The organism is Bhargavaea massiliensis, from assembly GCF_018390575.1.
Classification (GTDB): Bacteria; Bacillota; Bacilli; order Bacillales_A; family Planococcaceae; genus Bhargavaea; species Bhargavaea massiliensis.
On the sequence record NZ_JAHBCJ010000001.1, the window covers coordinates 140,654 to 155,081 of the forward strand.

At 56.5% G+C, this 14,428-nt stretch carries 15 protein-coding genes and 1 pseudogene; 6 read left to right on the forward strand and 10 right to left on the reverse strand.

What is annotated here, in order from left to right; all coding sequences use genetic code 11:
* Nucleotides 1-68 precede the first annotated feature (68 nt).
* On the reverse strand, nt 69-968 hold the full coding sequence (gene uvsE, locus KHA84_RS00730) for a UV DNA damage repair endonuclease UvsE (RefSeq protein ID WP_213421333.1): 900 nt from the start codon (nt 966-968) through the stop codon (nt 69-71).
* Between the two features lie 212 nt (nt 969-1,180).
* Here uvsE and KHA84_RS00735 point away from each other — a divergent pair.
* From KHA84_RS00735 to KHA84_RS00750, 4 genes and pseudogenes are all read left to right on the forward strand, one after another.
* Nucleotides 1,181-1,503, forward strand: a pseudogene (locus tag KHA84_RS00735) (iron chelate uptake ABC transporter family permease subunit); the annotation flags it as partial.
* A 62-nt stretch (nt 1,504-1,565) separates the two neighbouring features.
* Nucleotides 1,566-2,006, forward strand: a complete 441-nt coding sequence (locus KHA84_RS00740) for a YtoQ family protein (RefSeq protein ID WP_092093642.1) — start codon at nt 1,566-1,568, stop codon at nt 2,004-2,006.
* Between the two features lie 132 nt (nt 2,007-2,138).
* Nucleotides 2,139-2,642 (forward strand): GNAT family N-acetyltransferase, encoded by a 504-nt coding sequence (locus KHA84_RS00745; RefSeq protein WP_336511062.1) that lies wholly within the window; start codon nt 2,139-2,141, stop codon nt 2,640-2,642.
* On the forward strand, nt 2,639-2,848 hold the full coding sequence (locus KHA84_RS00750; RefSeq protein WP_213421335.1) for a hypothetical protein: 210 nt from the start codon (nt 2,639-2,641) through the stop codon (nt 2,846-2,848). The genes KHA84_RS00745 and KHA84_RS00750 overlap by 4 nt, the downstream gene beginning before the upstream one ends.
* 34 nt (nt 2,849-2,882) lie before the next feature.
* Here the strand turns inward: KHA84_RS00750 and KHA84_RS00755 are convergent, their stop codons facing one another.
* On the reverse strand, nt 2,883-3,308 hold the full coding sequence (locus tag KHA84_RS00755) for an HIT family protein (RefSeq protein WP_213421337.1): 426 nt from the start codon (nt 3,306-3,308) through the stop codon (nt 2,883-2,885).
* 209 nt (nt 3,309-3,517) lie between these two features.
* Here KHA84_RS00755 and KHA84_RS00760 point away from each other — a divergent pair, with 209 nt between their 5' ends.
* The gene (locus KHA84_RS00760; RefSeq protein ID WP_213421339.1) at nt 3,518-4,003 is read left to right on the forward strand and encodes a hypothetical protein; all 486 of its coding nucleotides are present in this window, start codon (nt 3,518-3,520) and stop codon (nt 4,001-4,003) included.
* Here KHA84_RS00760 and KHA84_RS00765 read toward each other — a convergent pair.
* Complete coding sequence (locus tag KHA84_RS00765; protein ID WP_213421341.1) at nt 3,992-4,612, reverse strand: HAD family hydrolase; 621 nt, start codon at nt 4,610-4,612, stop codon at nt 3,992-3,994. The two genes, KHA84_RS00760 and KHA84_RS00765, sit on opposite strands and share 12 nt — an antisense overlap.
* 13 nt (nt 4,613-4,625) lie before the next feature.
* Nucleotides 4,626-5,492: a DUF4037 domain-containing protein gene (locus KHA84_RS00770; RefSeq protein ID WP_213421343.1), complete on the reverse strand. Its 867-nt coding sequence runs from the start codon at nt 5,490-5,492 to the stop codon at nt 4,626-4,628.
* Between the two features lie 107 nt (nt 5,493-5,599).
* On the opposite strand from KHA84_RS00770, the gene KHA84_RS00775 reads away from it, so the two are divergent.
* On the forward strand, nt 5,600-6,019 hold the full coding sequence (locus tag KHA84_RS00775; protein ID WP_213421345.1) for a hypothetical protein: 420 nt from the start codon (nt 5,600-5,602) through the stop codon (nt 6,017-6,019).
* Here the strand turns inward: KHA84_RS00775 and KHA84_RS00780 are convergent.
* From KHA84_RS00780 to KHA84_RS00805, 6 genes are all read right to left on the reverse strand, one after another.
* The gene (locus KHA84_RS00780; RefSeq protein WP_213421346.1) at nt 6,003-6,413 is read right to left on the reverse strand and encodes a VOC family protein; all 411 of its coding nucleotides are present in this window, start codon (nt 6,411-6,413) and stop codon (nt 6,003-6,005) included. The genes KHA84_RS00775 and KHA84_RS00780 overlap by 17 nt on opposite strands.
* Nucleotides 6,414-6,520: 107 nt before the next feature.
* The gene (locus tag KHA84_RS00785; RefSeq protein WP_213421348.1) at nt 6,521-9,613 is read right to left on the reverse strand and encodes an MMPL family transporter; all 3,093 of its coding nucleotides are present in this window, start codon (nt 9,611-9,613) and stop codon (nt 6,521-6,523) included.
* Nucleotides 9,614-9,706: 93 nt separating this feature from the next.
* The gene (locus tag KHA84_RS00790; protein ID WP_213421350.1) at nt 9,707-10,273 is read right to left on the reverse strand and encodes a TetR/AcrR family transcriptional regulator; all 567 of its coding nucleotides are present in this window, start codon (nt 10,271-10,273) and stop codon (nt 9,707-9,709) included.
* A 273-nt stretch (nt 10,274-10,546) separates the two neighbouring features.
* Nucleotides 10,547-11,464, reverse strand: coding sequence for a pseudouridine-5'-phosphate glycosidase (locus tag KHA84_RS00795; protein ID WP_213421352.1), 918 nt, complete (start codon nt 11,462-11,464; stop codon nt 10,547-10,549).
* Complete coding sequence (locus KHA84_RS00800) at nt 11,461-12,555, reverse strand: carbohydrate kinase (RefSeq protein ID WP_213421353.1); 1,095 nt, start codon at nt 12,553-12,555, stop codon at nt 11,461-11,463. Before KHA84_RS00800 ends, KHA84_RS00795 begins: the two co-directional genes overlap by 4 nt.
* Before the next feature lie 237 nt (nt 12,556-12,792).
* Nucleotides 12,793-14,412, reverse strand: coding sequence for a BCCT family transporter (locus tag KHA84_RS00805; RefSeq protein ID WP_213421355.1), 1,620 nt, complete (start codon nt 14,410-14,412; stop codon nt 12,793-12,795).
* Nucleotides 14,413-14,428: the final 16 nt, after the last annotated feature.

Here is a 14,428-nt window from a genome sequence, read left to right on the forward strand (position 1 = left end):
AAATCGGAGCACTCGCCCTCCGTTTCAGTGCATTCAAAAGGACCATCGGCCGCCGATGGTCCTTTTCTTTATGGCTCGTCCACCTCAATCCCCCGCTCCTTCAGCATCCCGATCACGCCAAGTGCCGCCTGTTCCTTCATCTTCGCCTCGACCATGATGTCTACGTCCTTCCCGTCCAGCTCTGCAAGCAGCCAGTCGAGGTCTTCCGGCACGATGTAGTTATGGTGCGGGCGGTCGTCGGGGCGGTCGCGTCCCGAGCTGATGTGGATCTTCGGGACGCCCACCCGCTCCCAAGTATTCCAAACGCGCGGAAGCAGTTCGTCCAGCGGTTCTTCAGCCGGGTGGCAGCGGTGATGGTGGATGTCGAAGCAGGCCGGAATGCCGGCTGCTTCGCAGACGTGCAGCACGTCTGCAAGATTATATGTCCGGTCGTCGTTCTCATAGCGCAGTTTCTTGCGGATCCATTCCGGGAGCCGATCCGTCTCCTCGATCAGGCGTCCGAGCGCGGCTTCCGGGTCGCCGTATTTCCCGCCGAGGTGGAGGATCATGTCTTCCGCGCCGGTCAGCTCCATGAGGGTCGCGTGGTGTGCGAGGTCCTCATGCGTCTTCCTGACGACCTCTGGGTTGGGCGAGTTCAGCACCGAATATTGGCCGGGATGCATGGAGATGCGAAGATTAAATTTATCGCGGAGGGCTTTGATCTCCCCGCAGATTTCCTTCACGTCGGGATCGTTCGCCCAGTCCCACGTGTTCACCGGATGCGTCGCGAGCACGATCAGGTCGCTGCTCAGCCGGTAGAAACCGATGCCGTGGACGATGTTCCACCCGATGATTTTCTTCGTATGGCGCAGGTTTGCGAGCGTCAGCTCCTTGAGAATCCGCTCGCCCTCCTTCTCCACCGTCGCCACCCGGCATGTACGGAAACCGCCTTTTAATGTGGTATTGATGCAGGCATAGCCGACTTTCATAGGTTCCGCCTCCTTCCGGGTGTTCTCTCTTTCGTATCTTTACCCCAACTTCAGGATTTTACCGGAGTGCGGCGCATCTTTCCCCGAGCACATTAAAAGCCCTCGGAAACGCATATCGTTTCCAAGGGCTCTTCATGTGCATGCCGACTTTTACTTTTGCTTACTCATGGTCTGATCCAGGTCATCGAGCATCTTGTTTGCCGCAATTACGCCGCCTGCTCAATATCCAGGAGCTTGGAGAACAGTTGGCGACCGGGCTCGGAAGCCGTGTACAGAGGCAGCGACTGTTCCTGCTTGTCATCAGTACCGCGCTTGTCGATGCGGCCGTCGCTTTTGGAGGGACGATGGGCTTTGTCAGGCTGATGGCCCCCACATGGCGAGAAGGCTGGTCGGAGGCACATACGGCGCATTGCTTCCTGCCGCCGCCCTGATCGGCGGCCTTCTTGTCCTGTTTGCCGACCTGATCGACCGGACGCTGTTCCTCCCTCTTGAAGTGCCGGCTTCCGATGGTACATGCCTTGCCTGCCAAATTTAGCATTAGCCCGGCCACTCATGATACAATAAAAGCAGACTGAATTTTCTGCGGAGGGGATAATCATGCGTTTGACTGTTTATTTGGCTGGAGAGATCCACTCGTCCTGGCGCGATGAAATCAAAGAGAAGGCGGCTGCCCTGAAACTGCCGGTCGACTTTGTCGGTCCCCAGGAGGACCACGACCGCTCCGATAACATCGGCGAAGAGATCATCGGGGAACAGCCGGGTCCGTTCTACAAAGACTGGGCGGCATCGAGTTTCAACAACTTGCGCACAGAAGTGCTCATGCAAAAAGCCGATCTCGTCATCGCGCTGTTCGGCGAGAAATACAAGCAGTGGAACACCGCGATGGATGCGAGTGCCGCCGTTGCACTCGGCAAGCCGCTCATCCTTATCCGTCCGGAGCAGCATATCCACGCGCTGAAGGAACTTTCCCGCAAGGCGAGCGCGACCGTGGAGAACTGCGACCAGGCGATCAAGGCGCTTAAGTACATCTTTGATTGAGCGGAGGCGTCCGATCATGGAGAATGAAAACAAATCGTTCAGCCCCGCTGACATCCATACCGGTTATTTCATCTTTTTCGGAGCCGTTGCCGGAGCCGTCCTCGGGCCGCTGGCCTATGTGAATGATTGGCTGTGAGCAGAAATACACGAGAGGCCGTCCCGGCTGATGCGAACGGTCTTTTGGAAGCAATGAGAAGTGCGGAAGACTCCGGGATGATGCTGTTCGGCCCGGGTGAGCGCCGACTCACTCCGGAACAAGTGGAGCGGATGATCGTAAATTTCCGGGAGAATCCCGCATCCGCCCTATTCGTCGCGGAAGACACCGGTGGCATCGCCGGCTACCTGATCGCACGCGGAGATGAAACCGGACGCACCCGCCACCGCGCCTACGTCGTCATCGGCGTCCATCAACGCGCCCGCGGCAAAGGGACCGGCACCGTACTTTTACGCCAGCTTGACGGATGGGCCCGTGAACGCGGACTCCGCCGCCTGGAGCTGACCGTCATGACGGAGAACGAGGCCGCCGTCGCCCTTTACCGGAAGATGGGATTCCAAGTGGAAGGCGTGAAGCGGGATTCGCTCGTCATCGACGGCCGCTATGTGGATGAATACTACATGGCGAAGATATTGGAATGAGGAAAGCCGTCCGGCTGGAGCCGGGCGGCTTGTTTAATTGGAGAATGACCTTCGATTTCGTCATTCTCCTTCTGCCCGTTTCGTCATTCAGGACGGCAGTTTCGTCATTCCGCCCCCTAGTTTCGTCATTCGCCATGGGATCCGTCGCGAATGACGAGACTAATCGGTTGAATGACGAAAGTGAGACGGTGAATGACGAGACCTAGAGCTCAAATGATGAAACCGGAGGAAGAACGTCAGTCACGAAACAATCGGCCATTCCGCCATCGCTTCTCTGATCTTTATCTCCAACGAATCAAAATCAATCGATGACACGTCGGTCTCCGGCTCTGTCCAGCCGAAGCCATCCCCTCTATACCGCGGAACAATGTGCATATGATAATGTTCCACGTCCTTGAACGCCCCGTTATTTTGCATGACGGTGATGCCGTCTGTCTTGAAGGTGGATTCGATTGCGCCGGCGGCTTGCTGTGCGGCAAGGATCACCGCCTGCAGGCTTTCCGGATCCACGTCGGTGAACTCTGCCGCATGACGCTTCGGCACGACCAGGACATGCCCCGGGTTGATCGGAAACTTATCCAGGAAACAACAGACGAGGTCATCCTCAAAGATGATGCGTGCGTCAGCTTTACCATTAATAATGTCGCAAAAGATGCATGACGGCATGGTTTTTCCCCTTTCAAATTAGGTGTCGGTCCGACTGACGAGACAGGGCTCATCCTTATAAACCACTTTAATGGACCCCCGGCAGCTTTCAATTTACTCACCATGAATTTGGATGCACTCGCGCTCAATTTCGAAGCACTCGCTTTCCTCTCCCATTTCCTTCTATCTCCTAATCCTGTACAATTGGTGAAAGATGGGAGGTGATCGGAATGAAACGGAAGTGGATGTGGCATGGGATTGGGGCCGGAATCTTCAGCGGCATCCTGCTCGGGGCATTCCTCTGGGCAGTCGAGGAGCAGAGCGGCCGGAGGGTGTATACGCTCCTCATGAATGTCGATTATATTCCGGTCATGAACGCGGTCACCTTCCCCGCTCCGGTCGAATTCCTTTTCCATCTGATTGTCTCTGTTATTCTCGCTACCATCCTTTTATGGCTGATCAGGCGGATGCGGATGCTCGGCTCCCGCGTTATCGTCTGGCTCGTCACCGTGAATGCGCTGGTCGGTGTCCTGATCTGGCCGGTCACTTCCTTGTCTGGCCGTACTCCGGCAGTTGCCGACTGGGTGTCGCTCGCCTGGTGGCTAGCGGGACATGCGCTGTACGGAGCCGTCCTTGGTTGGCTTTACAGAAAGGAAGAGGAATATGGAGATGAGGATTACCGGTTGGACAAAGACGTAATTCGCTCATACGAGTAGGCGAATCACATCCTGGGGTTTCTCAAAGTTGTATGTCGCGGAAATCCCCTCCGAATTCTTGCAGCCCCAAAGGGCCAATCCAAAGTCGATTCCCGCATCCCTTGCGCATGCATAATCGTAGACCGTGTCCCCTATGTAGATTGCCGTTTTCGGATCAGCGCCTGAAATCTCAAGAAACTTCAATAAAGGATCCGGGTCGGGTTTGTGTTTTTCGGTGTCGTCCGCAGAGACGGTGTGCGTCATATAACCCGAAAGTCCGAACGGCTCGAAGTCATCTATGATTTCCTGATTTGTTTTTGATGTTACGATGCCCAGGACCAGGTCTCTGTCCTCCAAGGTCCCCAGTACTTCCTTCATGCCGTCAAACACTTTAATTTCCTGATAGAAATCTTTCATGAAATGATTCCAGCGCTGGTTCGCATGATTGATATCCCCGATCCCCAGTTGGGGCAGAGAACTGGAGCCCGGAATTCCGAGAACAAACGTCAACTCCTCCAGCGGCATCTGTTTGCCGTATTCTTCCTTCAGCATTTTCTGGAGCGAACCCAGGACGGCCTTTTCCGTATCAATGAGTGTTCCATCAACGTCGAAAATGATGGTCTTGTACACTTGAACCCTCTCCTTATCCCTGTTGATCCGGTTTAAACGGACTGTCAGAAAAACGTTCCGGCAACGGCTGGTTAATGCCGTATCTGGCAAACTCGGTGTCGAGGTCCGGGTACCGGTCCTTCACTAGCTCCAGCGTCTCTTCGAGCACTTCCCGCATTCTCCCGGCCGCTTTGGGCGGGGACTCCTTGTACATCTCCCTCAGCCGCCATTCCAGGTTTTCCGGCTTGGCCGGCAGCTCATGAAGCCGCTTGAACATCCACTTGTAGGTCGGGAAGTAGGAGCCGTTCAGCGCGAGCAGGACGATAAAGAGGCTGGACTGGATATTGCTGAGGATGTTATAGAATGCGGCCGGGTTATTGCGGCGGGCCGCAAATTGAAGCTGTCGCAGGTGGAAATGCGGCAGGTAGCCGTCCAGGAAGCGGCGGGCCAGTTCATCTGGGTACTCTTCTGTCCGTGCTTGCCATTCCCGGATCAGTTCCTCCCCGTACAGCGGGATGCCGGTACGGACCGTGTCGGCCACATTGTTGTCCCCGAGATCGGTGCTGAAGCCTTTCAGCACCCGGTCCAGGACGCCCTCTTCCTCCGAGACAGACTTATGCCACAGGTCCACCGGAAATCCTTCGATCTCGAGGGCGCTCTCATGGCCATGATCGATCTTCGGATATCGGTGGACAGCACCCAGCTCCCCGGCGATGGCCCGTTTTTCCTCCATGCCCGGCGGCCGGTCCCAGTAGGCGATCAGTTCCAGGTCCGAATACACATCCGAATAGCTCCGCGCTGCAGAGCCAGCCGCCACAACCGCCCGGATGCCATCTGCCTCTTTCAGTTTCTCCGCGAGCGTACGGGCGGCGTCCAGCCGCCATTTTGTCTGATGGTCCATCCTTCCCGCTCCCTTCCTGATTGACTCTCAATTTTCATTTCGATGCTGTTTGTCCGGCCCTGGTCCGGGAATAGAAAACTATTCTTAGGATTTCGGGGTGGCGGACAATGAAAAACATCGGGAAACTTGCGCTCATCGGTTTTATCGCGGGTTTGGTGCTGATCGCGGTCATGAAAGTGATTCAATGGGTGACCGGGAGCCAGGCCTATGTGCTTTTGTTCAACTTTGACTACATACCGGTGGTGAACACCTGGCAGCCTGCCTGGCTCGTCGGGCTCGCCTTCCATTCCCTCACCTGCATAGCGAGTGCGGTCGTGCTGTATTTCCTGCTTAGGCCGTTCGGTATGGAAAAGCAGATACTGCCATATGTCGCGGTCTATTCCATCGGCGGCGGGCTGCTGTTTTCGCTGACCGCCCTGTCCGAACAGCCGCCCGATTTCTCGGACGGCGAAGCCTGGATCTGGTGGACGCTCGGCCACGCCGTGTTCGGCTGGGTAGTCGGCGGACTGATCAGGCGTTGGGCCTGACATAAACCGGGCTCAGTTCACTCCACACATCGAACCGGTTGCCGTCCGGGTCGGAAAACACGAAGTTCCGCCCGGCGTGGCCCCTGTTCTCGATGTTGCCGACCCGGATTCCCTGATCCGTGAATTCCGCATGGAGGTCTTCAAGCGCCTCAATGCCGTCCACTTCAAAGGTCAGCGAAAACCGCTCCTCCCCATGGATATCGGTGAAATTCGACCGCTCGCCTTCCGCCGCTTTCACCAGAAAAAAGCTGATGCCCGCAAAATTGACGATCGCTTTGTCCTTGTCCCGGTAACTGACTTTTGCATCCAACTGATCCGCATACCACCCGGCCGAACGTTCCACATCCGTCACCGGAATGTAGACGGTCCCGACCCTCACCAGCTTTCCGCTCATCGGTATCCCCCCAGAAATCTTTTTCTTAAACATTCTCTTTCCCGTTCCCATTCTCCTTCAGACAGCAAAAGGCCTCCAAACCGCGAACGGTTCGGAGGCTTTCTTGATCAATTCTCTACTTTCGTCCTGTTCGACAGCGCGATCAGTGCCGGAAGCAGGATCGGCATCATGACGAAGGCCAAAAGGACGAGCCCGACGATGACGACGATCGCAACCTGGATGAGCGTCAGGATGCCGGACGGGATCAGCGCGGCGAATGTGCCGCCGAGGATGATCGCGGCCGAAATGACGACGCTGCCCATATGGCGGGCGGCGTCAACGATCGCTTGCTTTGGATCGCCTTCGGTTTCCTTGTAGCGCATCATGAGGAAGATGCTGTAGTCGACACCGAGCGCCACGATCATGATGAAGCTGAAGAACGGTACGTTCCAGCCGAGTTCGGTCATTCCGAGGAGCCAGCCGCTCAGCAGTTCAGTGGCACCGAGTGCCGTAAAGTACGACAGGATGAGCGAAATAATGATGAAGATCGGCTGGTACACGGACCGCGTGATGAAAATCAGCACGATCGCAATGCCGACCAGCATGATCGCCGCCGTCCGGCTAAAGTCGCCGGCCGACATTTCCTGAAGATCCGCGTTCTGCGACGACTTGCCGCCGACGGCCAGCTCCGCATCCGCCAGGTCCGTCCCTTTCACCGCGGACTGCGCCTGGTCCCGGACTTCCTGCACGACATCCATCGCTTCCGCCGAGAACGGATTCACGTCAAGGATGACGGTCATCTTTGCCGTTTTCCGGTCAGGGGACATGTACATGTCCAGCGCCTGTTGGAAGTCTTCGCCTTCCATGACGTCTTCCGGAACATAGAACGTACCGGAAGCTTCGGAGTCGCTCAGGCCGCCGAGGTAGCTCTGGGCCTCTTCCAGCCCTTCGCTGATCTGCCCGAGGCCTTCCGTGCTCGCGGCAAGTCCGGACTGGAGCTTGCCCATCTTTTCCTGGAGGTCGGAAAGGCCCGCCATCAGCTGCCGCTGGCCGTCGTTGACCGTGTCCAGACCTGTCGCGAGGCCACCGGATTCCTGCTCAATGAGCCCGGCGCCGGTTGCCCCGTCGCTCAGGCCCGATTCAAGTTCGGATGCCCCCGTCTGGAGCTGGACGACCCCTGTCTGCAGGGCAGCCAGGCCGTCTTCCACGGACTGGAGCGAGGCGTTCGCTTCGCGGAACTTCGCCAGCACGCCCTCATATTGAGGCGTCATCTGGTCAAGCTGCGCGGTCAGGCCGGTCAGCTCTTCCTGAGCCGCCTTGGCTGTTCCCAGCGCCTGCTGGACATTCGGATCTTGCGCCATGTCCGGATTGCTTTCGATCAGTGCGGTGAGCGAGGCCTCAATCTGGCCGAACGCTCCCTGGGCGCCGTCCACCGCCTCGCGGATGCCGTTAAAGGACTGCGTGAACGAGCCGAGGCCCGATTCGATCGCCGTGTATCCGTCGTAAAGCTCGGCGACACCGTTTTGGAGGGTCCGGACGTTTTCATTGACCGTGGCCAGGCCCTGCCGGATCTCTCCGGCACCGGCTGCCCCGTTTTGCATCCCGGCCGTCACTTGGCCGAGGGCGTCCTGGAGCGACGCGGCTCCCCTCCTCAGCTCGCCTGTGCCGTCGATCAGGCGCTGGACGTTGGACAGATCGGTGCTGCCTCCGCTGCCGACCTGCCCTTCCGCATCCGAAAGGCCGCCCCGGATTTCCTCGACGCCCGATTTCGCATCGCCAAGTCCATTGTTCAGCGTCTTCGATTGGTCATCGATATACAATTCCCCGATGCGTTCGCCGGCCGGCCGTGTCGGGGACAGCACCTTGGAGACGCCGTCCACCCTGCCGATTTTGCCGGCGAGCTCATCCAATGTCTTGAGCGCTTCCTGCGAATCCATCGGTTTATCTGTCTGGATCATGACGGTCGCGGGAGAAGAAAAGCCCGGTTCAAAATGCTCTTCAATCACGTTGATGCCCTGCTTGGACTCGTATTTATCGTCCACTTCGTACAGGTCGTTGTAGTTCAGCGCGCCGTCATGCAGGAGAATGAACGGCACGCATACCGCGAGCGTGAACAGCAGCGCGAGAAACGGCCGGAGCACCGACTGCCTGGACAGGAAATGCCAGAGCTTGCTGTCTCCGTGGCCTTCGAAATTCTTCGACGGCCAGAACATCTTCCGGCCGAGCAGAGCCATGAAAAACGGGTTCAGCGTCATGAGGACAAGCAGCAGCACCAGGACGCCGATGCCGATCGCAGACGTCGACTGGTACAGCGAAAATTCGGCCAGCGCAAGCACCGCCACGCCGATCATGACCGCCACGCCGCTGTAGAGCACCGTCTTCCCCGCAGTCCTGTACGTTTCAAGAAGGGCGGCAACTTTGCTATCCTGGCGGCTCAGTTCCTCCTTGAAGCGCGTGAACAGCAGGATGTTATAGTCCGTCCCGATCCCGAACAGGATCACGACAAGGAACACCTGCGTGAAGTTGGAAAACGGGAAGTCCAGCTTGTCGACCAGCTGCGTAACAACGCCGAGCGAGACGAGATACGATACCCCGACGCCGAGCAGAGAGATAAACGGCACGACCGGCGAGCGGAACACCGCGATCAGGATGAGGACGATAAAGACGACCGCAATCAGCTCGGTCTTTTTCACGCCGTCCTGCGTCGAGCTCGAGAAATCATCGGTGATCAGCCCCGCGCCGGTCAAATACGTGTTGACGCCTTCCGCCTGCACCGCTTCCCGGATATCTTCCCGGACGTCTTTGAGCTCCCCCTGCTTCTGGTCGACCGAGATCTGGGCCAGGTATGTCGTCCCGTCTTCGGATGCCAGCTGGGCTTCCGCCTCTTCGCTGTCAAACGGCGTAAGGAGGTCCGTGATGCCGAGTTTTCCCCGGTCCTTCTCCAGCCCATCGATAACCGAACGAATTTCTTCCTTTTGTGCATCGCTCAGTTCTTTCTTATTGTTGCTGTTAAAGACGGCGATCAGCTCATACCGGTCCCCTTCACCGCTCAGGTCTTTTGCCATCTCGTCAGCGACAACGCTCTGGAACGATTCGGGAATCGAAATCTGCCCTTTTTCCCGGACCAGCTGTTCCATGTCCGGCATCGTGACGACGGCCAGCACCGTGGCCGCCAGCCAGAGGACGAGCGCTGCAATTCTGGATGTCTTCGTTTTCATCATAAATCACCTTTCATTTATTAACATGTGAATGTTCATTCCGTTCAGTGCGGATAGCGGAATGAAGATTCATTCCGCTTGTTCCGGGCCAAGCCGTCAGTCCGCGCTGACGGCGTCCCAGCAACTTTTCTCGATGCCGGCCAGCAGTTCATCGGACGGCTCAAGCGCCCCGTCTTCGAACATCCGTGACAAGTGGAAAACTGTCCCGTAGACAATCGCGATAAAGGCCTGTGCAGGCAGTTCACGCAACAGCCCCGCTTTCTTCCCTTCATCGAGGTGGCGCTCGATAAAGTCCATAAACCCTTCGAAATCCGACTTGCTGTCTTCATCCAGGAAGTAGGCATTCGCCGTCTCATTAATGAACCGGAACGCTTCCGGGTGTTCACGGGAATAGCGGACCAGCCGGTAAAACACATGCCGGAACCTCTCCCGGAAATCGTTCTGCTCCGGGAAGCCTTCATGAAGCGTGGCCGCAAACCGGGCAACAGATCCGCGGAACAGCTCGTTCACCAGCTTCTGTTTGTTTTCAAAGTAACGGTAGATCGTCCCTGCGCCAACCTTCGCTTCCTCGGCAATCATCGGCACCGTCGTCCCGTCATAGCCCCGCTCCGCAAACAGCTTCTGCGCGGCCATCAGAATACTTTCATGCTTATTATCCGCCACAAGACCCCTCCTGTTCTCTCCGATAACCAGACCGGAATGAACGTTCATTCCTTTATTATAATCAGCTGACCATTGATTGCAACTATAAAAGTATGTTTCCGATCATAAAAACCTTTAAGCGCAAGCAGGTGATGGCCGTCGCCATCATTGATTCGAGCACTTCTCCATGCATATCGAGCACTTTACCAAATATATCGAGCACTTCACCGCATATATCGAGCACTCCCCTCCACAATCCAAAAAGCCGCCCATCACAGGCGGCTTTTCATTCCATCACTGATTTAATTCATTAAACGCAACCGCAATCCCGGTGCCCACCTTCGCGTTGTGCTTCACGAGCGCGATGTTGGCAACCAGGCTCTTGCCTTCGGTGAGTTCTTTTACTTTGCCGAGCAGGAACGGAGTCGTTTCCTTGCCGGAAATGCCGTTGGCTTCCGCTTCCTTCAGGGCGTTCCCGATGATGCTGTTGATGAACTCCGCATCGAGTTCATCCTCTTCCGGAATCGGATTCGCGATGACCGCGCCGCCTTCGAGGCCGAGGTCCCATTTCGCCTTCAGCATGCCCGCCACTTCTTCCGCGCTGTCGGAGCGGAAGTTGACCGGGAAGCCGCTTTTGCGGGTGAAGAACGCCGGAAGCTCGTCCGTGCCATAGCCGACGACCGGAACGCCTTTTGTCTCAAGGTATTCAAGCGTGAGGCCAAGGTCCAGGATTGACTTTGCGCCCGCGCAGACGACGGCGACGTTTGTCTTGCCGAGTTCCTCGAGGTCCGCGGAAATGTCCATCGTTGTTTCCGCGCCGCGGTGAACACCGCCGATGCCGCCGGTCACGAACACCCGGATGCCGGCGAGGTCCGCGCAGATCATTGTCGCGGCAACCGTCGTCGCTCCGAGTTGCTTCGTTGCGAGCAGGTAGCCGATGTCGCGTCGGGATGCTTTCGCGACATTGTCCGCGTTGCCGAACATTTCAAGCTCGTCATCGGACAGGCCGACCTTGATCTTGCCGTCGATCAGCGCCATCGTCGCCGGTACTGCGCCGCCGTCACGGACGATCTGCTCGACTTCACGGGCGGTCTGGACGTTTTGCGGGTATGGCATGCCGTGGGAGATGATCGTCGACTCTAGCGCCACAATCGGCTTGCCTGCTTCAATCGCTTCTTTGACTTCCTTGGAAAATTCGAGATATTGTTTCATTGGAGTTCCTCCATTTCAGTTTTGAGTTGTTCTTCCGAGAGCTCCGTGCGCACGGTCGCGCCAGAAGCCAATGTTTTCGCCGCGTTCACCAGCCCGCAGCGAATCTTGTCATCAAATCCGAAACCGGACAGATGCCCGTGGAGCACGCCCGAGACGAACGCATCGCCCGCTCCGGTCACATCTTCCACGCGGACACCGCTGATCGCCGGGTAGTGGCGGATCCCGTCGGCATTCCCTGCCATGACGCCCTTCGCGCCGGCCGTCACGACTGCGTTTTCGGCCCCTTTTTCCAATAAAAGCCGGACCGCTTTTTTCCAGGAAGACTCGTCTTCCACCTGGATGCCGGTATAGGCTTCCGCCTCGTCGCGGTTGCAGATCAGCCAGGTGACCCCTTCGAGATCATCCGGCATCCGGTCCATCTTCGGCGAGGACACGGGAACAATCGCAAGCTCCTTCCCGCTCCGGCGGGTGAGTTCCTTGATATGGGCGACCGTCTCCTTCGGGCAGTTCAGGTCAACAACGGCAAGCGCCGCATTGATCAGGAGCGGGGCATGGGTGTCGATATACTGCGGGGTCAGGTCTTCATAGACGTCCATGTCGGCCATCGCGACGACCATCTCCCCGTCCGGGTCCAGCACGGCGGAATAAGAGCCGGTCGTTTTCTCCGGGAGCAGCGCGGCATGTGACAGGTCGACGTGGCCCGCGGTTTCCTGCTCGATCTGAAACCAGTCGCTGTCGTTGCCTGCGACTGTCAGGAGGCTGACCGGATGTCCCATCCGGCCGATGTTCTCCGCAACATTTCTCGCAACGCCTCCGACCGACGCGGTCACCGAAGCCGGGTTTGAGGTACCGGCCTGCGCCCGCGCCTTCAGATGAAACTTGCGGTCAAGGTTCGCCCCGCCAATTGCCACGACGCGGTTTTCCTCTGCAAGAATGTATGCGCGTCCCCTGATCACGCCCCGCCGCATAAGCCCGGAAATCAAGTTGGCCAGCGCAGGCCTTGAGATGCCGAGCGACTCCGCCATCTCCTGCTGGGAGAGGTAAGGATTCCGTCGGATCAGCTCCACAATGGCCGCTTCCTTCTCATTCATCCGGCGGCACTCCCCTCATTTATATTTGTTTACATCTTAAACTCTTGTTCAGCTTTATGTCAATTGTTTTTTCTTTAAACAAAAGTTTATAAAAAGCGATTCGCCTCCATCAAAAAGCTTTCCCAGTACGGAAGCATTCCAACCGGTTCCGAAAATCAAATAGCACCCCGATCGCCCGCTTTGCGGCAGGCAATGGAGGTGCTGTTCATCGTTCATGGACAGAGATCATGTTAATCGTTAATTTTCAAATCCGGTTTTCGGTACTACCGGCGCTTTTTTTGGGCGTTTCCTTTTGGCCCGGCCGGGTTCCGGAATGGAATAAACGGCCGCCCGTTCCGCTTTTTCCTGTTCCTGCATGATTACGTCATAATCCGATCTGATCCATTTGAGGAAAGATCCGATCATCAGGAACATGACGAACACCAGCGGCAGCGCGGTAATGATGGATAGCGTCTGCAAAGCTTCCAATCCATCTCCATACATGAGGACAATCGATATGCTCGTGAGAAGGATTCCCCAGAATACCCGGTACCAGCGCGCCGGTTCTTCCCCGGGCTGAAGGTTTTTCGAGGCGACATCCGACAATGTATAAGCCGCGGAGTTAACCGTTGTCGCCAGGAAGATTGCCGCAACCAGCAGGTAAAGGAACATCACGACTCCTCCAAGAGGAAGTGCGTTCAAGGTTGCAAGAATGGCGGCGGGGGCACCTTGGTTTTGAAGAATATCCACTACAGGAACGATTCCGGTCATCTCAAAAAACATACCCGTGTTCCCGAAGATCGAGAACGCCAGCCAGCAACCGAGCGTGCCGCCCAACAACTGGCCGAGAATGAGCCCTTTGATCGTTCTTCCCTTGGAAATCCGGGCCGCAAACATGCCCGTGAACGGTGCGTAAGAAAACCACCAGCCCCAATAAAACAGCGTCCACGCTTCACTGAAGCCTGATTTTCCGACAGGATCGGTATAAAGGCTCATTCTGAAGAAGTTTTGGAACAGCACCCCGACGCTGTCTGTAAAACTTGCAATGATAAACGCCGTCGGGCCGAAAATGAAGATGAACACGGCGATCGCCACGTACAAATACAGGTTCCAGTCACTTAACAGCTTCAGCCCTTTTTTCAATCCGAAATAAAGACAAATCGAGAAAAAGACCATCAGCGCAACGACAATTCCCAGATTGAGTGTAAGCGTTTTCTCAACTCCGGTAAAATGATGGATTCCTTCGGCCAAAAGTGGTGTCCCCAAAGCTAAGGACGTCCCGATTCCGCCGATGAGCCCAAACATAAAGCATACATCAATGATTTTGCCGATCAGGCCGTCCGCATGATCGCCGATGATTCCGCGGCATGCATTACTGAGCCTGTATGAAGAGGATTTCTTGATATAGACCGCGTAAGCGATCGGTATCGACGGAACACAGTAGATGGCCCAAGCCGAAAAGCCCCAGTGGAACATCCCGTAAGTCGGCGCAAACGAGGCGGCATCCACGCTGGATGGCTCGAGGCCGAATGGCGGGCTTGAATAGTAGTACGCCCACTCGATGATTCCCCAATACATGATCCCGGAACCGATTCCGGCAGTGAAGATCAGCGCAAGCCAGCTGAACGTGGAAAACTCGGGATCGCCGCTCCCCAGTTTTACTTTTCCGTATTTGCCGAACGCCAGCCAAATCAGAAAGCCGAAGATGCCCAGGCAGGCCCATAAATACAGCGGACCGAAATTGGAGGTGATCGAGTTCAGGACCGTTTTCAAAATCGCGGTGCCTTTCTCGGGATTGATCAAGATCGGAACAGTCAACAATGCCACCAATGCTAATGCAATGCTAAGTATCTGCTTGTCAATTGTATTGACTCTCATGCATTCACTCCTATGT

Bases quoted from the DNA above. Each gene is read 5' to 3' on its own strand.
- uvsE (WP_213421333.1), bottom strand. From the start codon at position 968: ATGAAAGTCGGCTATGCCTGCATCAATACCACATTAAAAGGCGGTTTC.
- KHA84_RS00740 (WP_092093642.1), top strand. From the start codon at position 1,566: ATGCGTTTGACTGTTTATTTGGCTGGAGAGATCCACTCGTCCTGGCGC.
- KHA84_RS00750 (WP_213421335.1), top strand. From the start codon at position 2,639: ATGAGGAAAGCCGTCCGGCTGGAGCCGGGCGGCTTGTTTAATTGGAGA.
- KHA84_RS00755 (WP_213421337.1), bottom strand. From the start codon at position 3,308: ATGCCGTCATGCATCTTTTGCGACATTATTAATGGTAAAGCTGACGCA.
- KHA84_RS00760 (WP_213421339.1), top strand. From the start codon at position 3,518: ATGAAACGGAAGTGGATGTGGCATGGGATTGGGGCCGGAATCTTCAGC.
- KHA84_RS00770 (WP_213421343.1), bottom strand. From the start codon at position 5,492: ATGGACCATCAGACAAAATGGCGGCTGGACGCCGCCCGTACGCTCGCG.
- KHA84_RS00775 (WP_213421345.1), top strand. From the start codon at position 5,600: ATGAAAAACATCGGGAAACTTGCGCTCATCGGTTTTATCGCGGGTTTG.
- KHA84_RS00780 (WP_213421346.1), bottom strand. From the start codon at position 6,413: ATGAGCGGAAAGCTGGTGAGGGTCGGGACCGTCTACATTCCGGTGACG.
- KHA84_RS00785 (WP_213421348.1), bottom strand. From the start codon at position 9,613: ATGATGAAAACGAAGACATCCAGAATTGCAGCGCTCGTCCTCTGGCTG.
- KHA84_RS00795 (WP_213421352.1), bottom strand. From the start codon at position 11,464: ATGAAACAATATCTCGAATTTTCCAAGGAAGTCAAAGAAGCGATTGAA.
- KHA84_RS00800 (WP_213421353.1), bottom strand. From the start codon at position 12,555: ATGAATGAGAAGGAAGCGGCCATTGTGGAGCTGATCCGACGGAATCCT.
- KHA84_RS00805 (WP_213421355.1), bottom strand. From the start codon at position 14,412: ATGAGAGTCAATACAATTGACAAGCAGATACTTAGCATTGCATTAGCA.